Annotated in this window: 20 protein-coding genes; 14 read left to right on the top strand and 6 right to left on the bottom strand. The window is 58.9% G+C overall.

What is annotated here, in order from left to right; translation table 11 throughout:
- Positions 1-54 precede the first annotated feature (54 nt).
- On the bottom strand, positions 55-780 hold the full coding sequence (locus J3P75_RS06355) for a HugZ family protein (protein ID WP_434709672.1): 726 nt from the start codon (positions 778-780) through the stop codon (positions 55-57).
- A 163-nt stretch (positions 781-943) separates the two neighbouring features.
- On the opposite strand from J3P75_RS06355, the gene J3P75_RS06350 reads away from it, so the two are divergent.
- Entirely contained in the window at positions 944-1,702 is a 759-nt protein-coding gene (locus J3P75_RS06350) for an SDR family oxidoreductase (RefSeq protein WP_434709671.1), read from the top strand.
- A gap of 128 nt (positions 1,703-1,830) precedes the next feature.
- Here J3P75_RS06350 and apbC read toward each other — a convergent pair whose 3' ends face one another.
- Entirely contained in the window at positions 1,831-2,925 is a 1,095-nt protein-coding gene (gene apbC, locus J3P75_RS06345; protein ID WP_187678162.1) for an iron-sulfur cluster carrier protein ApbC, read from the bottom strand.
- A 154-nt stretch (positions 2,926-3,079) separates the two neighbouring features.
- Here apbC and metG point away from each other — a divergent pair, with 154 nt between their 5' ends.
- The 8 genes from metG to J3P75_RS06305 all read left to right on the top strand — a co-directional run bounded on the left by metG (position 3,080) and on the right by J3P75_RS06305 (position 9,891).
- Positions 3,080-5,131, top strand: coding sequence for a methionine--tRNA ligase (gene metG / locus J3P75_RS06340; RefSeq protein WP_090285834.1), 2,052 nt, complete (start codon positions 3,080-3,082; stop codon positions 5,129-5,131).
- Positions 5,132-5,245: 114 nt separating this feature from the next.
- On the top strand, positions 5,246-5,815 hold the full coding sequence (locus J3P75_RS06335; RefSeq protein ID WP_434709670.1) for an electron transport complex protein RnfA: 570 nt from the start codon (positions 5,246-5,248) through the stop codon (positions 5,813-5,815).
- Complete coding sequence (rsxB, locus tag J3P75_RS06330; RefSeq protein ID WP_434709669.1) at positions 5,812-6,819, top strand: electron transport complex subunit RsxB; 1,008 nt, start codon at positions 5,812-5,814, stop codon at positions 6,817-6,819. The genes J3P75_RS06335 and rsxB overlap by 4 nt, the downstream gene beginning before the upstream one ends.
- On the top strand, positions 6,806-7,789 hold the full coding sequence (locus J3P75_RS06325) for an RnfABCDGE type electron transport complex subunit D (RefSeq protein WP_434709668.1): 984 nt from the start codon (positions 6,806-6,808) through the stop codon (positions 7,787-7,789). The genes rsxB and J3P75_RS06325 overlap by 14 nt, the downstream gene beginning before the upstream one ends.
- Positions 7,786-8,391, top strand: a complete 606-nt coding sequence (locus tag J3P75_RS06320; protein ID WP_434709667.1) for an RnfABCDGE type electron transport complex subunit G — start codon at positions 7,786-7,788, stop codon at positions 8,389-8,391. The genes J3P75_RS06325 and J3P75_RS06320 overlap by 4 nt, the downstream gene beginning before the upstream one ends.
- Entirely contained in the window at positions 8,388-8,969 is a 582-nt protein-coding gene (locus J3P75_RS06315) for an Rnf-Nqr domain containing protein (RefSeq protein WP_434709666.1), read from the top strand. Before J3P75_RS06320 ends, J3P75_RS06315 begins: the two co-directional genes overlap by 4 nt.
- Positions 8,966-9,604: an endonuclease III gene (gene nth, locus J3P75_RS06310; RefSeq protein WP_434709665.1), complete on the top strand. Its 639-nt coding sequence runs from the start codon at positions 8,966-8,968 to the stop codon at positions 9,602-9,604. Before J3P75_RS06315 ends, nth begins: the two co-directional genes overlap by 4 nt.
- Before the next feature lie 107 nt (positions 9,605-9,711).
- Positions 9,712-9,891, top strand: a complete 180-nt coding sequence (locus J3P75_RS06305; RefSeq protein WP_434595844.1) for a PA3496 family putative envelope integrity protein — start codon at positions 9,712-9,714, stop codon at positions 9,889-9,891.
- A gap of 88 nt (positions 9,892-9,979) precedes the next feature.
- On the opposite strand, the gene J3P75_RS06300 is transcribed toward J3P75_RS06305, so the two are convergent.
- Complete coding sequence (locus tag J3P75_RS06300) at positions 9,980-10,606, bottom strand: response regulator transcription factor (RefSeq protein ID WP_090285851.1); 627 nt, start codon at positions 10,604-10,606, stop codon at positions 9,980-9,982.
- A gap of 507 nt (positions 10,607-11,113) precedes the next feature.
- Between J3P75_RS06300 and J3P75_RS06295 the strand changes: the two genes are divergently transcribed.
- The gene (locus J3P75_RS06295) at positions 11,114-11,830 is read left to right on the top strand and encodes a hypothetical protein (protein ID WP_434709664.1); all 717 of its coding nucleotides are present in this window, start codon (positions 11,114-11,116) and stop codon (positions 11,828-11,830) included.
- 129 nt (positions 11,831-11,959) lie between these two features.
- Here the strand turns inward: J3P75_RS06295 and J3P75_RS06290 are convergent, their stop codons facing one another.
- Entirely contained in the window at positions 11,960-13,177 is a 1,218-nt protein-coding gene (locus tag J3P75_RS06290; RefSeq protein WP_007916658.1) for an argininosuccinate synthase, read from the bottom strand.
- A gap of 129 nt (positions 13,178-13,306) precedes the next feature.
- Complete coding sequence (locus tag J3P75_RS06285) at positions 13,307-14,221, bottom strand: flagellar protein MotY (protein ID WP_434595839.1); 915 nt, start codon at positions 14,219-14,221, stop codon at positions 13,307-13,309.
- A gap of 160 nt (positions 14,222-14,381) precedes the next feature.
- On the opposite strand from J3P75_RS06285, the gene pyrC reads away from it, so the two are divergent.
- Both pyrC and rnt read left to right on the top strand, forming a co-directional pair.
- Positions 14,382-15,428: a dihydroorotase gene (gene pyrC, locus J3P75_RS06280; protein ID WP_434709663.1), complete on the top strand. Its 1,047-nt coding sequence runs from the start codon at positions 14,382-14,384 to the stop codon at positions 15,426-15,428.
- The gene (rnt, locus tag J3P75_RS06275) at positions 15,425-16,102 is read left to right on the top strand and encodes a ribonuclease T (RefSeq protein WP_090285860.1); all 678 of its coding nucleotides are present in this window, start codon (positions 15,425-15,427) and stop codon (positions 16,100-16,102) included. Before pyrC ends, rnt begins: the two co-directional genes overlap by 4 nt.
- A 74-nt stretch (positions 16,103-16,176) precedes the next feature.
- Here the strand turns inward: rnt and J3P75_RS06270 are convergent, their stop codons facing one another.
- The gene (locus J3P75_RS06270) at positions 16,177-16,779 is read right to left on the bottom strand and encodes a peroxiredoxin (RefSeq protein ID WP_003227723.1); all 603 of its coding nucleotides are present in this window, start codon (positions 16,777-16,779) and stop codon (positions 16,177-16,179) included.
- A 312-nt stretch (positions 16,780-17,091) separates the two neighbouring features.
- Here J3P75_RS06270 and J3P75_RS06265 point away from each other — a divergent pair, with 312 nt between their 5' ends.
- Both J3P75_RS06265 and bfr read left to right on the top strand, forming a co-directional pair.
- Positions 17,092-17,310 (top strand): bacterioferritin-associated ferredoxin, encoded by a 219-nt coding sequence (locus tag J3P75_RS06265; protein ID WP_007953193.1) that lies wholly within the window; start codon positions 17,092-17,094, stop codon positions 17,308-17,310.
- A gap of 200 nt (positions 17,311-17,510) precedes the next feature.
- Positions 17,511-17,984, top strand: coding sequence for a bacterioferritin (bfr, locus tag J3P75_RS06260; protein ID WP_039758367.1), 474 nt, complete (start codon positions 17,511-17,513; stop codon positions 17,982-17,984).
- Positions 17,985-18,133: the final 149 nt, after the last annotated feature.

Genomic DNA, 18,133 nt, shown 5'->3' with positions numbered 1-18,133 from the left:
AAGAAATGCCTTGCAGTAAGCCTTAGATGACGTCGCCCTTGCGTGAATTCAACCTTAAGAATCCGCTTTTTTTGGCCAGGCCTCGGCGTGAGCCAATGAAACCAAGGCTTCGCGCACTTGTGTCGGCGTATTGCAAGGGCTTGGGAAGCCTAGCCAGTACAACGCCTGACCGATGCGCAAGTGCATGCCCTCGCTGTCGATCCCGGCCAGTTGCGCCGGCACGCTGTTCGGCAGACCGGCGAGTTCGACGTAATGGGCGATGGCCTTGGCGTGGTCGCTGTTCATGTGTTCGACCATGCTGATCTCAGCCTTGCCGGCGAACGGATTGGCCAGGGTCAATTGATCGATCCAGTGAATCGCACCGAAACCGCCGATATAGCGGTGACGCACCGGGTTCAGTACCCAGAAGTCGAAATCGTGAGCCTTGTGATAGTTCTGCGAATCGGGGAAGTAGCGGTAGTAGCGCTCGGCGGCGGCTTCGATGGCGGCAGGGTCTCCGAGTTTCTGCGCTTCGGCGAGATACGTCAGGCGCCCCACCGCTTGTACATCATCGGCCTCGCGCTCACCGACCAGCATCGAGCACTTCGGGTCCTTTTGCAGATTGTGGGTGTGCTGGGCGATGCGGCTGATCAGGATCAGCGGCCGGCCCTGCTCGTCCAGGCAATACGGGACCACGGAGCCGAACGGAAAACCGGGCATCGATTTCGAGTGGGTCGAGAGCATTCCACGGTATTCCTTGAGAAGCAATTCTCGGGCATTCTTCGCCACTTCAACGCTCAATTTATGACTCCTTAGATAGAATCCGTCGAAAAAACGGACAGGCGCGCGAAAACAGGTTTCGGCCACGCCATCGGGCAATGCTCCTGCGCAACCCGGCCACGGTCGGGGCGGAACGGGAGCCGCCAAGAATAAAAACCATCAGACCAGCAATCGGGGCACGCGCATGCAACTCAACGACAAAGTAATCATTATCACTGGCGGTTGCCAGGGTTTGGGCCGCTCCATGGCCGAGTATCTGGCCGGCAAAGGCGCAAAGCTCGCGCTGGTCGACCTCAATCAGGAAAAGCTCGACGACGCCGTCGCCGCGTGCAAAGCCAAGGGCGTCGAGGCGCGCAGCTATCTGTGCAACGTCGCCAATGAAGAACAGGTCGAGCACATGGTCGCCCAGGTTGCCGCTGACTTTGGCGCGATTCACGGCCTGATCAACAACGCCGGGATTCTGCGTGACGGCCTGCTGCTGAAGGTCAAGGACGGCGAAATGAGCAAGATGAGCCTGGCCCAATGGCAGGCAGTCATCGATGTGAACCTGACCGGCGTGTTCCTCTGCACCCGTGAGGTGGCAGCGAAAATGGTCGAACTGAAGAACAGCGGCGCGATCATCAACATCTCGTCGATCTCCCGCGCCGGCAATATCGGCCAGACCAACTATTCCGCGGCCAAGGCTGGCGTAGCGGCGGCGACCGTAACCTGGGCGAAGGAACTGGCGCGTTACGGCATTCGCGTGGCCGGCATCGCGCCGGGCTTCATCGAAACCGAAATGACCCTGGGCATGAAGCCGGAAGCGCTGGAGAAGATGACTTCGGGGATTCCGCTCAAGCGCATGGGCAAGCCGGAAGAGATCGCCCATTCGGCGGCGTATATCTTCGAGAACGACTATTACACCGGGCGGATTCTGGAGATGGATGGCGGGTTACGGATCTAAGCCACGCCACAAACCAATGTGGGAGCCAGCCTGCTGGCGATTGCGGTGGTTCAGTCAACATCTTCGTTGAATGAAGGTCCGCTATCGCCAGCAGGCTGGCTCCCACAGTTTGATCGGGTTTCAGGCTCTCAATCGTCGCTGATGGTGATATTCGGCATCGCCGGTGTCGCCGCTTCCTGCAAGACGATCCGCGCGCCGACGTGGCGGGCCAGCTCCTGGTAGACCATGGCGATCTGACTGTCAGGCTCGGCAATCACCGTCGGCTTGCCGCCATCGGCCTGCTCGCGGATCAGCATCGACAGCGGCAGCGAGGCCAGCAGTTCCACGCCGTACTGGGTGGCAAGCTTCTCGCCACCGCCCTCACCGAACAGATGCTCGGCATGCCCGCAGTTCGAGCAGATGTGCACGGCCATGTTTTCCACCACGCCCAGCACCGGAATGTTGACCTTGCGGAACATTTCCACGCCTTTGCGTGCGTCGAGCAGGGCCAGATCCTGTGGCGTGGTGACGATCACTGCGCCCGCCACCGGGACTTTCTGTGCCAGGGTCAGTTGAATGTCGCCGGTGCCTGGCGGCATGTCGATGACCAGATAATCCAGATCGCCCCACGCGGTTTGCGTGACCAGTTGCAGCAGCGCGCCGGAGACCATCGGCCCGCGCCAGACCATCGGCGTGTTGTCGTCGGTGAGAAACGCCATCGACATCACTTCAACACCGTGGGCCTTGAGCGGCACGAACCACTTCTGGTCCTTGACCTCCGGGCGGGTGCGCTCGGGAATGCCGAACATGATGCCCTGGCTCGGGCCGTAGATATCGGCGTCGAGGATCCCCACTTTGGCGCCTTCGCGGGCCAGTGCGAGAGCGAGGTTGGCGGCGGTGGTCGACTTGCCCACGCCGCCCTTGCCCGATGCCACAGCAACCACGTTCTTGACGTTGGCCAGCCCCGGAATCTGCGCCTGGGCCTTGTGCGCGGCGATCACGCTGTTGACCTCAACCCGGGCGATGACCACGCCGTCGATGTTTTCGATGGCCAGTTGCAGCAATTGCGCCCAACCGCTCTTGAACAGCCCGGCGGCATAACCGATTTCCAGCTGCACATTGACGCGGTCACCGATGATCTCGATGTTTTTCACGCAACCGGCGCTGACCGGGTCCTGGTTCAGGTAAGGGTCGGTGTATTGGCTGAGGACGGCTTCCACCGCTGCGCGAGTGACGGCGCTCATGGGCAACTCCGATAACAAGACTGGAAAAGATGGCGGCTATCCTACCCCTTCTATCCTCCGGACGGCATGCCCGGCAACGATTTGCAGGGGTGAAATATCTTGTCCGGCGCTTTATAGTGGCCGACCTCCGTTTCATCAAGTAGCGAAGCCCTACATGTCCGAGCCACGCAAGATCCTCGTCACCAGCGCCCTGCCCTACGCCAATGGTTCGATCCACCTTGGCCACATGCTGGAATACATCCAGACCGATATGTGGGTGCGCTTCCAGAAGCATCGCGGCAACCAATGCATCTATGTCTGCGCCGACGACGCCCACGGTTCGGCGATCATGCTGCGCGCGGAAAAGGAAGGCATCACCCCGGAACAACTGATCGCCAACGTGCAGGCTGAACACAGCGCCGACTTTGCCGACTTCCTCGTCGATTTCGACAACTTCCACTCCACTCACGCCGAAGAAAACCGTGAGCTGTCGAGCCAGATCTACCTCAAGCTGCGTGACGCCGGGCACATTGCCCAACGTTCGATCACCCAGTATTTCGACCCGGAAAAGAAGATGTTCCTGGCCGACCGCTTCATCAAGGGCACCTGCCCCAAATGCGGTACCGAAGACCAGTACGGCGACAACTGCGAAAAATGCGGCGCGACCTACGCCCCGACTGATCTGAAGGATCCGAAGTCGGCGATCTCCGGCGCCACCCCGGTGCTCAAGGATTCCCAGCACTTCTTCTTCAAGCTGCCGGACTTCCAGGACATGCTGCAGGCCTGGACCCGCAGCGGCACCCTGCAGGACGCCGTCGCCAACAAGCTTTCCGAATGGCTCGACGCCGGCCTGCAACAGTGGGACATCTCCCGCGATGCGCCATATTTCGGTTTCGAGATCCCGGGCGAGCCGGGCAAGTACTTCTACGTGTGGCTGGACGCGCCGATCGGCTACATGGCCAGCTTCAAGAACCTCTGCAACCGCACGCCGGAGCTGGACTTCGACGCGTTCTGGGGCAAGGACTCGACCGCCGAGCTGTACCACTTCATCGGCAAGGACATCGTCAATTTCCACGCGCTGTTCTGGCCAGCGATGCTCGAAGGTGCGGGTTTCCGCAAGCCGACCGCGATCAACGTACACGGTTACCTGACCGTCAATGGTCAGAAAATGTCCAAGTCGCGCGGCACGTTCATCAAGGCCCGCACGTATCTGGATCACCTGTCGCCGGAATACCTGCGTTACTACTACGCGGCGAAACTGGGCCGTGGCGTCGATGACCTCGACCTGAACCTCGAAGACTTCGTGCAGAAGGTCAATTCCGATCTGGTCGGCAAAGTGGTCAACATCGCCAGCCGCTGCGCCGGTTTCATCCACAAGGGCAACGCCGGTCTGCTGGTCGACAACAATGCCGCACCGGAGCTGACCGAGGCCTTCCTCGCCGCCGCGCCGAGCATTGCCGACGCTTATGAAGCGCGCGACTTTGCCCGTGCCATGCGCGAAACCATGGCCTTGGCCGACCGCGCCAACGCGTGGATCGCTGACAAGGCACCGTGGTCGCTGAACAAGCAGGAAGGCAAGCAGGATGAAGTCCAGGCGATCTGCGCCACCGGCATCAACCTGTTCCGCCAACTGGTGATCTTCCTAAAACCGGTTCTGCCGCTGCTGGCCGCCGATGCCGAGGCGTTCCTCAACGTCGCGCCCCTGACCTGGAACGACCACACCACGCTGCTGGCCAACCATCAGCTCAACGAATTCAAGCCGTTGATGACCCGTATCGACCCGGTGAAAGTGCAAGCCATGACCGATGCCTCGAAAGAAGACCTCAGCGCCAGCCAGACCGACACCGGCGCCGCCGCTCCGGCCGGCAACGGCGAACTGGCCAAGGACCCGCTGTCGCCGGAAATCGACTTCGACGCGTTCGCCGCCATCGACCTGCGCGTTGCGCTGATCGTCAAGGCTGAGCACGTCGAGGGCGCCGACAAGCTGCTGCGCCTGACCCTCGATATCGGCGACGAGCAACGTAACGTGTTCTCCGGCATCAAGAGCGCTTACCCGGATCCGTCGAAGCTCGACGGTCGTCTGACGATGATGATCGCCAACCTCAAGCCACGGAAAATGAAGTTCGGCATCTCCGAAGGCATGGTGATGGCGGCTGGCCCTGGCGGTGAAGAGATCTACCTGCTGAGCCCGGACAGCGGTGCCAAGCCAGGTCAACGTATCAAGTAAGACCCTGCGGCAACTCGATCCCACCGGCGTGCCCTGCATGCCGGTGGGATTTTTCATAGGCGGCCGGATAAGGCCTAACCTTGAGAGACACCCGCCCGTTTCGCTGGCAGAACCATGACCGAATTCGTGCTAACGCTGATCAGTGCCGCGCTGCTCAACAACTTCGTGTTGCACTGGCCGCTGGGCGTCGATCCGCTGTTGGCGGGCAGCCGGCGCCAGGTGCACGCGTTGGGGCTGGCGACCCTGTGTCTGATGGTTGTCGTCGGCGTGGTGGGTTATGCGATCTGGCATTGGCTGCTGGTGCCGCTGCAACTGCAAGCCCTGCGCCTGTTCGTGTTTTTGCCGTTGAGCGTTTTGCTGATCGCACCGCTGCTCAAAGGCTTGGCGCGCGGGTTGCCGAAACTGCCCTTCGACGGCTTATGGCCGCTGTTGCTGGGCAATGCCGGCGTACTCGGCCTGGCATTGATCAATGCGCAAAACGATCAAGGCCTGCTTCACACAATGGCGCTGAGCCTGGGTGCCGGGTTGGGGTTCTGGTTGGTATTGGGCCTGTTCAGCGATTTGCGCGAACGCACGGCGGCCAATGATATTCCCCTGCCTTTTCGCGGCCTACCGATCGATCTGCTCGGCGCCGGACTGATGGCAGTGATTTTTCTCGGATTCAGTGGACTGATCAAAACATGAGTCTGATTCAACGCATCGATGCTCTTCTGCCGCAGACCCAGTGCGGCAAGTGCGGCCATCCCGGATGCAAACCCTACGCGCAAGGCATTGCCGCCGGCGAGCCGATCAACAAGTGTCCGCCCGGTGGCGAGGAAACCATCGCTGCGCTGGCCGAACTGCTGAAAGTGCCAGTGCTGGAACTGGACGTCAGCCGCGGCTCGGCACCAGCACAGGTGGCGTTCATTCGCGAAGCGGAGTGCATCGGCTGTACCAAGTGCATTCAGGCTTGCCCGGTCGACGCGATTGTCGGCGCGGCGAAACTGATGCACACCGTCCTGATCGACGAATGCACCGGTTGCGACCTGTGCGTGGCGCCGTGCCCGGTCGACTGCATCGAAATGCACCCGTTGCCACCCGAGACCTTGCCGGTGGTAGGTGGGCTGGCGTTCAGCCTCGACGAGCAACGCGCGCGCGCCGCCAAACGCGATCACGCACGGCAACGCTTCGAGCGGCGCAACGAGCGCCTGCATCGTGAAGAGCAACAGAAACAGGCTGAGCGTGAGGCGCGGGCAAAGCGACCGGCGCAAGCGCAAGTGAGCACCACCGACCCGGTGCAAGCGGCACTCGAACGGGTGCGCGCGCAAAAAGCGGCGAATGCAGATGCGGCGGTGAAAAAAGCCAAAGTCGATGTTGCGATGAGCCGCGCGCAACTGCACAAATCGCTGAAAGCCTTCGGCCATCCACCGACCTTCGAGCAACAGGCGCAACTGATCGTTTTGCAACGCCAGTTCGAGGCGGCCGAAGAGGCGCTGGCGCAACTGGAAAAAACCGCCGAACCCGCAGCTCCAGCACCAGCCCCCGGCAAAGGCGCCGACTTGAAGCGCGCCAAGATCCAGCTGGCGATGTGTCGCGCCGAATACGGCAAGCTCGAACGTAACGCCGACACCCCCGCCGAGATTCTTCAAGAGGCCCGCGCGCGACTGCAAGCCGCCGAGCGTCAGGTAAGCGAACATGCCGCCCCTTGAGGCAGCGGACGATCGCCTGCAACAGGCGATGAAAACCTTGCTGCTGGCCGCAATGCCAGGACTGCTGACGCTGTTGTGGTTTTTTGGTTGGGGCGTGTTGATCAACCTGATACTGGCGATCACCACCGCCCTGATTGTCGAAGCGGGCGTTGCGCAACTGCGCCGACAGCCTGTACAGCCAGCGCTGCGCGACGGCAGTGCGCTGGTCAGCGCAACATTGCTGGCGGCCGCACTGCCGGCCTATTGCCCATGGTGGCTGACGGTGACGGCAACCGCCGGGGGTCTGCTGTTTGGCAAGCACGTATACGGCGGCACGGGGAAAAACCCGTTCAATCCGGCGATGCTCGGTTTCGCATTGGTGATGATCATGTTCCCGAGAGCGATGACCCTGTGGCCGGCCCATGGTCTGGATCTGGCGGCAAGCTTGCAGCCGATGTTTGGCTGGAGTCAGGCACCGGACGCTTGGGCACAGGCGACCGCACTGGACACGCTGCGCGTCAACACCAGCCTGACCATCGACGAACTGTTCGCCCGCCATCCGGCGTTCGGGCATTTTGGTGGACGCGCTGCCGAGTGGGTGAATCTGGCCTTTTTGGCCGGTGGGCTGTTTTTGTTGCAACGTCGGGTGTTCAGCTGGCACGCACCGCTGGGCATGCTCGCCAGTCTGTTGGTGATCAGCCTGCTGTGCTGGAACGGCTCGGGGTCGGATTCGCATGGCTCGCCGCTGTTTCATCTACTTAGCGGCGCGACCATGCTCGGCGCGTTCTTCATTGTCACTGAACCGGTCTGCGGCGCGAAAACCGCGCTGGCGCGCCTGCTCTTCGGCGTTGGGGTCGGACTGCTGACATACGTGATCCGCACGTGGGGGGGCTACCCGGACGGGCTGGCGTTTGCGGTGTTGCTGATGAATCTCTGTGTGCCGGCACTGGAGCGATTCGTCGCCAATCGCCAGATCAAGGTGAACCCATGAAGCGCCGGGCCAGCACGGTGATCGTGCTGCTGATGGCCGTCAGCGGTATCGCCGCGACTTACCTTGTACAACGTGGGAGCGCACCACAGATCGCCGCTGCGCAGCACTTGCTCGACAGCCGCAAATGGCTCGACGTGCTGCCGCCCGAGAGCTACGACAACCAGCCGCTGCAACAACCACTGAGTTTGACCGATACCCGACTGGACCACAGCCAGTTGAGCGCAGGCTATCGCGCGACCCTGAATGGCAAGCCTGTTACAATACTGTTGCACAGTCAGACTCAGGGCTATGTGGGCGTCATCGAATTGTTGATCGCCATCGAGCCGAATGGCAGGTTGCTCGCGGTGAAACCCTTGGAACAGCGCGAAACACCAGCGCTTGGCGGGCATCTGGCAGACCGGCCGAATGCCTGGCTACAGGCGTTTTCCGGCAAGTCGAGCGATGCGCCGACGGCAGCAGGCTGGGCGCTGAAAAAGGATGAAGGACAGTTCGATCAGATTGCCGGAGCGACCATCACTTCTCGCGCAGTCATCAATTCGGTGCATGACGCCCTGCGCTATTTTGATGACCATCGCGCCGCATTGCTGGGGAGTGGAACATGAAGCCGTCGCCGGGTCTGGCCCATTGCATGATGCTGCCGTTGCTGCTGGGCAGCAGTGGTTCACTGGTCAGCTCAATCGGCACGTTGTTGGTATTCAGCGTTGTCGTGGGTCTGTACGGTCTGTGCATGCGCGCGTTACGCCCGCGATTGACCGAAACAGGCCGAGTACTGGTCAGCGTCTTGCTCGCCGCCACGCTCAGCAGTTGCGCTGATGTGTTGGCGCAACGCTGGTTTCTGCCCTGGCAGCAAGCTTTCGGCCTGTATGTCAGCCTGATCGCCTTGCAATGTGTGGTGCTGGAATACAATGGCTTCTGGCGCCAGACACTGGCAGAGCGCGGCAAACTCTGCGCTCTGTTCGGTGCATTGCTGTTGCTGCTGGGGATATTGCGCGAGGTTGCAGGGAGCGGCAGTCTTGGCCGCAGCCCCTCAGACACTTGGCAAGGCATCGTCCTGTTCAGCGACGGACTTCCACTGATTAGCATGATCCCCGGCGCTTTTATTGTGTTGGCGCTGCTGTTGGCGGCGCGTCAGGCGCTGATTCGCCCGAAATTGAATTCAAAGGAAACGCATCGCCCATGAATGCCGCAAAACGTCTGGAGATTTTTCGCCGTCTGCATGAGGACAATCCGGAGCCGAAAACCGAACTGGCGTATTCATCGCCGTTCGAACTGTTGATCGCGGTGATTCTGTCGGCCCAGTCGACAGACGTGGGTGTGAACAAAGCTACGGCGAAGCTGTTCCCGGTGGCGAATACGCCGGCCGCGATGCATGCCTTGGGCGTTGAAGGATTGTCCGAATACATCAAGACCATCGGCCTCTACAACAGCAAGGCGAAAAACGTCATAGAAACCTGCCGCCTGCTGGTCGAACGCCACGGCGGTGAAGTGCCGCAAACCCGTGAAGAACTGGAAGCCTTGCCCGGTGTGGGCCGCAAGACCGCCAACGTGGTGCTAAATACCGCGTTCCGGCAACTGACCATGGCCGTCGATACCCACATCTTTCGGGTCAGCAACCGCACCGGCATTGCGCCGGGCAAAAATGTGGTTGAAGTGGAAATGAAACTGATGAAGTTTGTGCCCAAGGAATTCCTGCTCGACTCCCACCACTGGCTGATCCTGCACGGACGTTATGTGTGCCTGGCGCGCAAGCCGCGCTGTGGCAGTTGCCGGATAGAAGACCTGTGCGAGTACAAAGCAAAAACTTCTGACGATTGAGCGGCTATTGGAATAATTGATAAGCCGATTGAAAAAAACTTTTTTACCCGCCAACCGAATGTCGATATAAGGAGCGCCAAAGGCAAACTTGGCCGGGAGCTAACCTTATGAGTGCCGACAAAGAGCAATTGGACGTAGAAGACGATTTTGTCGCCGTTGAGGCCGACGAGGTAGAGCCCGTCGTAGAAGTTGCAAAGACCAACCTGAGCAAGCGCCGCACCATCGATAACCTGCTTGAGGAGCGCCGACTGCAAAGGCAATTGGCTGATTACGATTTTGATCTTTGATACTTGAAAGCCTCCCGAACCGGAGGCTTTTTACTTTCTGCAATTTACTGGATCCGGCCGGCCCATGACCTGTCAGCTTTCAGTATATTCAGACCAGACCGTTTCGCTGTGCCAGCTCGATCAGATCGACCAGCGAACGCGCGTTGAGCTTCAGTAACAAGCGCGTCTTGTAGGTGCTCACGGTCTTGTTGCTCAAAAACATGCCGTCGGCAATTTCCTTGTTGGTCTTGCCTCGCGCCAGCTGCTGCAAAACCATCATCTCCCGACCGGACAGACGATCCACCATGTCCGCTTCGCTGGCATTGCCCAGACTGGTGCGCACGGTGTGCAAGGCCTGGTTGGGAAAATAGCTGTAACCGGACAACACCGCCTTGATCGCACTGAGCAATTCGGTGAGGTCCTGCTGTTTGCACACATAGCCGGCGGCCCCCGATTGCATGCAACGCATCGAAAAGTGCCCGGGCGCCTGCGAAGTCAGCACCAGTACTTTTATAGGCATAGCCGTCGAGCTCAGCCGTGCGATAACTTCCAGGCCGTCAAGTTTCGGAATGCCAATATCCAGAATGACAATATCCGGCATTTGCTCTCGAGCAAGTTGTAACGCATCCACACCGTTATCCGTCTCTGCGATGACTTCGTAGCCATGACGCTCCATTAGCATACGCACCGCAAGACGAATGACAGGGTGATCATCCACGATCAGCACTTTATTCATGGGCAAGTCCAGTTTCGCTGTTCGAATTTTTAGAACACGCACAATAGCCCAGTCACTTGCTCCATGGCATGCCAGGGTTGACACGCACTTGCATCGAGAGACATCCCCTACAGCGATCGCGGATTAATCCTACAAAAAATCGCTAACTTCCTAAACATCTAACGCTTTTGGCTGTTTGGCCTACGGCAAGATTTCGCCTTTACTTTTGTTTCAGGGTGCGTCTGACAGCATCGGCAGCAGGATTGATCGCGATCTCTACCTGCGTTCCAACGCCGCTTGAAGCCGCCTGATCCGAACTGTGAAACATATGCCTTAACAATTGCACACATGCAGAAGCCGTCGCTTATACGGCTAGCGAAAAACCCCTCGATACATAAACACTTGAAACAAGATATTTATACCCAAGGCAATATTTTTTCTATAAATATGAACGCACAAAGCCCAACTAAAACAACTCAACCAACACAAACATTGACCATGAGAAAGATCAAAACAAAGAGCACAAAGATGATCAAACTAAAAAACAAGATCGCCAATCCAATGACGGTAATTGCCATATTTGCAGCCATCTCGGAAACATCCGCGGCGGTTTCCCTGCCTTTTCTAGACAATAAGGACAGGGAGATATATGTGTGGTTCCTTATAAGCTTTCCTTTCTACTTGCTGTTTCTTTTCTTTATCACCCTAAACTTCAACTATCGCTCCCTGTATTCACCGTCAGACTTTGATAAAGACAAGAACTTCCTTAAAGTGATAGATAGCAATGAACGCGACAGCAAGCGAAACACATCGTCTGCTGAACCCTGCGATCAGGGTACATTCGGGCTATCGAGTTGCATCGTCCTCAGCGAGTCCGGCAGTGTCGAGCGCAAAGATTCGTGCAAAGTCCACAATGCGGCAGATCCGCCGACGAATAGCGATGCGAAATCCAGTCAGATCGTTCAGCACAATATTCAATTGCCGGCGTGGGTCAGTCATTTGCATCTGATCGATGCGCGGGATGTCGATGCGGCGAAGGAACTGGCGACGATTCTGGACAACATCCGCAACCTTGATCGCAAAACGGCGCGAGTGATTGTATTTCTTTCCAATCACGTATCGGATGTCTTGCTTACCCAGCATGCGCTGCTGCAAGCCAGGCAAATCAAGAAAGGCTCCGGCAAAACGCTGTGCATCGTCTATAACCTCTGCTCACAAGCGGTGACGCGTCTGGGAACAGTCTGAAAATGAGCCACTGCCACGCGCCGGTGCCTGGAAAAATGCTCGGTCGGAGCAGCCACCCATTGATGCAAAAAGGGCGACCCTGTCTCAAAGACAAGGCCGCCCTTTTCATTGCGCGTCAGAGTGCAAGACTCAGAACAGCTTGCGACCCTTGTTGGCAGCAATGCGCATGCGCAGCGCGTTGAGCTTGATGAAGCCCGCCGCGTCGGCCTGGTTGTAAGCGCCGCCGTCTTCTTCGAAGGTCGCGATGTTGGAGTCGAACAGCGAATCGTCGGACTTGCGGCCAGTGACAATCACGTTGCCTTTGTACAACTTCAGGCGCACAACGCCGTTCACATTGACCTGCGACGCGTCGATCATCTGCTGCAGCATCAGACGCTCCGGGCTCCACCAGTAACCGGTGTAGATCAGGCTGGCGTATTTCGGCATCAACTCGTCTTTGAGGTGAGCGACTTCGCGGTCCAGGGTGATCGATTCGATGGCGCGGTGCGCGCGCAGCATGATCGTGCCGCCCGGGGTTTCGTAGCAGCCACGGGACTTCATGCCGACATAGCGGTTTTCGACAATGTCGAGACGGCCGATACCGTGAGCACCACCGATCTTGTTCAGCGTCGCCAGCACGGTGGCCGGAGTCATTTCAACGCCGTCCAGCGCAACGATGTCGCCGTTACGGTAGGTCAATTCCAGGTATTGCGCTTTGTCAGGAGCGTTCTCCGGGGAGACGGTCCATTTCCACATGTCTTCTTCGTGCTCGGTCCAGGTATCTTCCAGCACGCCGCCTTCATAGGAGATGTGCAGCAGGTTGGCGTCCATCGAGTACGGCGATTTCTTTTTGCCGTGACGTTCGATCGGGATTGCGTGCTTCTCGGCGTAGTCCATCAGCTTCTCGCGGGACAGCAGGTCCCACTCGCGCCAAGGGGCAATCACTTTCACGCCTGGCTTGAGCGCGTAGGCGCCCAGCTCGAAACGCACCTGATCGTTGCCCTTGCCGGTGGCGCCATGGGAAATGGCATCGGCGCCGGTTTCGTTGGCGATTTCGATCAGGCGCTTGGCGATCAGCGGACGTGCGATGGAAGTACCCAGCAGGTACTCGCCTTCGTAAACGGTGTTGGCGCGGAACATCGGGAAGACGAAATCACGCACGAACTCTTCGCGCAGGTCATCGATGTAGATTTCTTTGACGCCCATGGCCTGGGCCTTGGCGCGGGCCGGCTCGACCTCTTCGCCTTGACCGAGGTCGGCGGTGAAGGTCACCACTTCACAGTTATAAGTATCCTGCAGCCACTTGAGGATCACCGAAGTGTCCAGGCCGCCGGAATACGCCAGAACGACCTTGTTTACGTCCGCCATGCCATCACTCCACGGGGTTCTACGGAAAGCCGGGGAGTCTACCGCTCCAACGCGATAATTTACAGAGGCGCGACAGCTTAAGACGACAAAGCGACAGAATCTGTCGAGAGCGCGACGATGACCGGCGAGTCAGGAAGTCGCCGCAGCAGTGGCTGGCGTACCCGCTTGTGGCGTCGGAGCCGGGGCTGTCGTCGGTGCGACGCGCGCCAGTTTCACGTTGACGCGACGATTCTTCGCCCGGTTGGCTTTGTTGGTGTTCGGCACAATCGGATACTGCTCGCCATGGAAACGCACAGTGATCTGCGACTCCTGAATGCCATTGGCCTTGAAGAAGTCAACCACCGCCAGCGCTCGGCGGCGCGACAGTTCACGGTTGGTCAGGCGATTGCCGCTGTTGTCCGAGTGGCCGTCGAGTTCGATGTGGTTCACCGACGGGTCAGCCTTCATGTATTCGAGCATCACTTGCAGTTTGGCTTTGGCAGCCGGGTCGAGATCAACGCCTTCGCCGGGAAAGCCGATCTGCGATTGCTTGATCTGGTCAAAATTCTGCGGCAACAACTTCGCCACACAAGTCTGATAATCGTTGAAGGCCTTGCTGAACTTGACCGGCAGCAGACGCACTTCCGAGACCCGGCCATCGCCCGATGCACGGCGCACGACCGGACTGCGACCGTCCAGCAGGCCGCTGATCAGCCCGCCGGCCTGCGACTGCGAACTGTTGAACAGGACATTGCCGCTGCCCAGCCGCACGCTGCCCAGATTGATGTCGCCACGCCCCGGCTGCCAGGGTGCAGCGGCCGCCAGCAAGGTCGCCGAACCGCCGCCGAGCATGGCGTTGTAGGCGTTGAGGCGGAAGATCGCCTGCTCGCCGGCCTTGCGCACGAACTCGCCCGAACCGAAATCGGTGATCGGCTGGGTCAGACGGCACTCGAACTTGTCGCCGGCGACCGTCCACTCAATGTTCTCCAGACGTGTCTGGTAGGTGAGCGCCATCGCAGGGAGGCTGGCAAACACACTGAGCAAGGCTAGATAACGCTGGCGCACGGGAGGCTCCATTGGCTTGTGAAACACAAACACCGATTCACACAATGTTTACGGCATACCTTCGGGATATCGGACGCTTGCCGCAAAACTTGATAGCGGGTGCCTGCAAGAGTCTTTTCCGGTAGCATTCGCCTCAGTTTGACCCGCCTGGAAGCCCCCCATGTCCGACCGCCTGACCCTGCTGCGTCCCGACGACTGGCACATTCATCTTCGCGATGGTGCCGTGTTGACCAATACCGTTGCCGATGTGGCTCGCACCTTCGGGCGCGCGATCATCATGCCCAACCTGGTGCCACCGGTGCGCAACGCCGCTGAAGCCGACGGCTATCGCCAGCGGATCCTCTCTGCCCGCCCGGCCGGCAGTCGCTTTGAGCCGCTGATGGTGCTGTACCTCACCGACCGCACCCAGCCCGAAGAAATTCGTGAAGCCAAGGCCAGCGGTTTCGTGCATGCCGCCAAGCTGTACCCGGCCGGTGCGACCACCAACTCCGATTCCGGTGTCACCAGCATCGACAAGATTTTCCCGGCACTGGAAGCCATGGCCGAAGTCGGCATGCCGCTGTTGATCCATGGTGAAGTCACCCGTGGCGACGTCGATGTGTTCGACCGCGAAAAGATTTTCATCGACGAACACATGCGCCGTGTCGTCGAGCGGTTCCCGACGCTGAAAGTGGTGTTCGAACACATCACCACCGGTGACGCCGTGCAGTTCGTCAACGAGGCTTCGGTCAACGTCGGCGCGACCATCACCGCGCATCACCTGCTGTACAACCGCAACCACATGCTGGTGGGCGGGATTCGGCCGCACTTCTATTGCCTGCCGATCCTCAAGCGCAATACGCATCAGGAAGCCTTGCTCGATGCGGCCACCAGCGGCAGCGCGAAGTTCTTCCTCGGTACCGACTCGGCCCCGCACGCCCAGCACGCCAAGGAAGCCGCCTGCGGCTGCGCCGGCTGCTACACCGCGTACGCCGCGATCGAGATGTACGCCGAAGCGTTCGAACAGCGTAACGCTTTGGACAAGCTCGAAGCCTTCGCCAGCCTCAACGGCCCGCGCTTCTACGGCCTGCCGGTAAACACCGATCGCATCACCCTGGTTCGTGAAGAATGGACCGCCCCGACCAGCCTGCCTTTCGGCGAGCTGACCGTTATCCCGCTGCGCGCCGGTGAAAAACTGCGCTGGCGCCTGCTGGAGGAACACGCGTGAGTGAAGAGCATTTCGACGACGAGCTGGACGGTCAAAATGGCGGCGGCGGTTCCCGTCATCCGATGGCAGCACGTTTTCGCGGCTACCTGCCGGTTGTCGTCGACGTAGAAACCGGAGGCTTCAACGCGGCCACCGATGCCTTGCTGGAGATCGCCGCGACCACCATCGCCATGGATGAAAAGGGTTTTGTGTACCCGGATCACACCTACTTCTTCCGCGTCGAGCCGTTCGAAGGCGCCAACGTCGAAGCGGCGGCGCTGGAGTTCACCGGCATCAAACTCGATCATCCGTTGCGCATGGCGGTCAGCGAAGAAACCGCGCTGACCGACATCTTCCGCGGCATTCGCAAGGCGCTGAAGGCCAACGGCTGCAAGCGGGCGATTCTGGTTGGGCATAACAGCAGCTTCGATCTGGGCTTCCTCAACGCGGCAGTTGCGCGTCTGGACATGAAGCGCAACCCGTTCCACCCGTTCTCCAGTTTCGACACCGCGACGCTGGCCGGTCTGGCCTACGGTCAAACCGTGCTGGCCAAAGCCTGCCAGGCCGCCGGCATCGATTTTGATGGCCGCGAGGCGCACTCGGCGCGTTACGACACCGAGAAAACCGCTGAGCTGTTCTGCGGCATCGTCAACCGCTGGAAGCAGATGGGCGGCTGGGAAGACTTCGACGACTGATCGTCAGCGATCAAATCCCGCGCATGAAAAAACCGGCCACGTGGGCCGGTTTTTTTTTACCTCGACGTTGCGCCTTACAGGGCAGCAGCGTTCTCGGTCAGGTAAGCCGCAACGCCTTCTGGCGAAGCGTTCATGCCTTTGTCGCCTTTCTTCCAGTTGGCAGGGCAGACTTCGCCATGCTCTTCGTGGAATTGCAGCGCGTCGACCAGACGGATCAGCTCTTCCATGTTACGGCCCAGCGGCAGGTCGTTGATGATCTGCGAGCGGACAACGCCCTTGTCGTCGATCAGGAACGCGCCACGGAACGCCACGCCGCCTTCGGACTCAACGTCGTAGGCCTTGGCGATGTCGTGCTTCATGTCGGCTGCCATGGTGTATTTCACCTGGCCGATGCCGCCATTGTTGACCGGGGTGTTGCGCCACGCGTTGTGGGTGAAGTGCGAGTCGATCGACACAGCGATCACTTCAACGTTGCGTGCCTTGAAGTCGGCCATGCGGTTGTCCAGAGCGATCAGCTCGGACGGGCAGACGAAGGTGAAGTCCAGCGGGTAGAAGAACACCAGGCCGTATTTGCCTTTGATGGCCGAGGACAGGGTGAAGCTGTCAACGATCTCGCCATTGCCGAGTACGGCCGGGACGGTGAAGTCAGGGGCTTGTTTGCCTACGAGTACGCTCATTGATATCTCCTGGTGTAAAGACTTGAAGTTCAGGGTCCGGGCCAGCCTGCCACCCTCAGGCGACAGCCCTGTGACACGAACCCTCTTCGCAAGGGACGACCATCATACACTGCGTTTTTCGCCTGTCCTCAACGGATTTTCCACGTCGGCCGTCCGTTGAGCATTTATAAGGACAGGCAAACGGCGCTCAAACACCGTTCGTCAGTCATGGGCCAAATAAGACCGAAACCCTCCGCAAAGCACTTTGACAATCATTCTCGTTAACATTAAGATCCATCGCAATTGAGTCACAACCAGCGACGGTTCTTACTTATGTATGTTTGCCTCTGCACTGGCGTCACCGACGGACAGATCCGCGAAGCGATCTATGAAGGTTGCTGCAGCTATAAAGAAGTTCGCCAGGCGACCGGCGTCGCCAGCCAGTGCGGCAAATGCGCGTGCCTGGCCAAGGAAGTGGTCCGCGAAACCCTGACCAAGCTGCAAACTGCTCAGGCCGCGATTCCCTACCCTGCAGAATTTACCGCCGCCTGATCAGCCCAAATTCAGAGAACCGGACTTATGTCCGGTTTTTTTATGCCTGAAAATCAATCGCTTAGCGTCAAGACGCGGAACACAAACATTCTTATTCCGATTAATTTTCATATATTATTCAATAACTTAGGTTTGACACTTATAAGTGTGAAGCTCAAACTCCGCCTTATATACCGCGATTACAGGGCAGGACTCCGATCATGAAAGGCGACATTACCGTCATCCAGCATCTCAACAAGATCCTCGCCAATGAGCTGGTCGCGATCAATCAGTACTTTCTGCATGCACGCATGTATGAAGATTGGGGTCTGAACAAGCTCGGCAAGCACGAATACAAAGAATCCATCGATGAGATGAAACACGCGGACAAGCTCATCAAGCGCATCCTGTTCCTTGAAGGCCTGCCGAACGTGCAGGACCTGGGCAAGCTGCACATCGGCGAGCACACCCGCGAAATGCTCGAGTGCGATCTGCGTATCGAGAAGACCGGCCACGCCGATCTGAAGGCCGCCATCGCCCATTGCGAAACCGTTGCCGACTTTGGCAGCCGTGAACTGCTCGAAGACATTCTCGAGTCCGAAGAAGAACACATCGACTGGCTGGAAACCCAACTGGGCCTGATCGACAAGATCGGTCTGGAAAACTATCTGCAATCGCAGATGGGCGAAGAGTAAGTCAGCGCCCGCTGAACGCCAGACACTAAAAAGCCCCGCCCTCTTTGGAGGTGCGGGGCTTTTTATTGCCTGGCGCGTTGTAGGAGTGAGCCTGCTCGCGATGGCGGTGGGTCAGTCAATACTTCAACCAACTGACAGAACGCTATCGC

Source organism: Pseudomonas sp. R1-1 (genome assembly GCF_051132135.1).
In the GTDB taxonomy this organism is placed as follows: domain Bacteria; phylum Pseudomonadota; class Gammaproteobacteria; order Pseudomonadales; family Pseudomonadaceae; genus Aquipseudomonas.
Note: the sequence above shows the minus strand (reverse complement) of the source record. Positions and strands in the feature narration are given on the sequence as shown.

Bases quoted from the DNA above. Each gene is read 5' to 3' on its own strand.
- J3P75_RS06295 (WP_434709664.1), top strand. From the start codon at position 11,114: ATGATCAAACTAAAAAACAAGATCGCCAATCCAATGACGGTAATTGCC.
- apbC (WP_187678162.1), bottom strand. From the start codon at position 2,925: ATGAGCGCCGTCACTCGCGCAGCGGTGGAAGCCGTCCTCAGCCAATAC.
- J3P75_RS06325 (WP_434709668.1), top strand. From the start codon at position 6,806: ATGCCGCCCCTTGAGGCAGCGGACGATCGCCTGCAACAGGCGATGAAA.
- metG (WP_090285834.1), top strand. From the start codon at position 3,080: ATGTCCGAGCCACGCAAGATCCTCGTCACCAGCGCCCTGCCCTACGCC.
- J3P75_RS06300 (WP_090285851.1), bottom strand. From the start codon at position 10,606: ATGAATAAAGTGCTGATCGTGGATGATCACCCTGTCATTCGTCTTGCG.
- J3P75_RS06270 (WP_003227723.1), bottom strand. From the start codon at position 16,779: ATGAGCGTACTCGTAGGCAAACAAGCCCCTGACTTCACCGTCCCGGCC.
- J3P75_RS06290 (WP_007916658.1), bottom strand. From the start codon at position 13,177: ATGGCGGACGTAAACAAGGTCGTTCTGGCGTATTCCGGCGGCCTGGAC.
- bfr (WP_039758367.1), top strand. From the start codon at position 17,511: ATGAAAGGCGACATTACCGTCATCCAGCATCTCAACAAGATCCTCGCC.
- J3P75_RS06315 (WP_434709666.1), top strand. From the start codon at position 8,388: ATGAAGCCGTCGCCGGGTCTGGCCCATTGCATGATGCTGCCGTTGCTG.
- J3P75_RS06320 (WP_434709667.1), top strand. From the start codon at position 7,786: ATGAAGCGCCGGGCCAGCACGGTGATCGTGCTGCTGATGGCCGTCAGC.
- J3P75_RS06335 (WP_434709670.1), top strand. From the start codon at position 5,246: ATGACCGAATTCGTGCTAACGCTGATCAGTGCCGCGCTGCTCAACAAC.
- pyrC (WP_434709663.1), top strand. From the start codon at position 14,382: ATGTCCGACCGCCTGACCCTGCTGCGTCCCGACGACTGGCACATTCAT.
- J3P75_RS06265 (WP_007953193.1), top strand. From the start codon at position 17,092: ATGTATGTTTGCCTCTGCACTGGCGTCACCGACGGACAGATCCGCGAA.
- J3P75_RS06305 (WP_434595844.1), top strand. From the start codon at position 9,712: ATGAGTGCCGACAAAGAGCAATTGGACGTAGAAGACGATTTTGTCGCC.
- rsxB (WP_434709669.1), top strand. From the start codon at position 5,812: ATGAGTCTGATTCAACGCATCGATGCTCTTCTGCCGCAGACCCAGTGC.
- J3P75_RS06350 (WP_434709671.1), top strand. From the start codon at position 944: ATGCAACTCAACGACAAAGTAATCATTATCACTGGCGGTTGCCAGGGT.
- nth (WP_434709665.1), top strand. From the start codon at position 8,966: ATGAATGCCGCAAAACGTCTGGAGATTTTTCGCCGTCTGCATGAGGAC.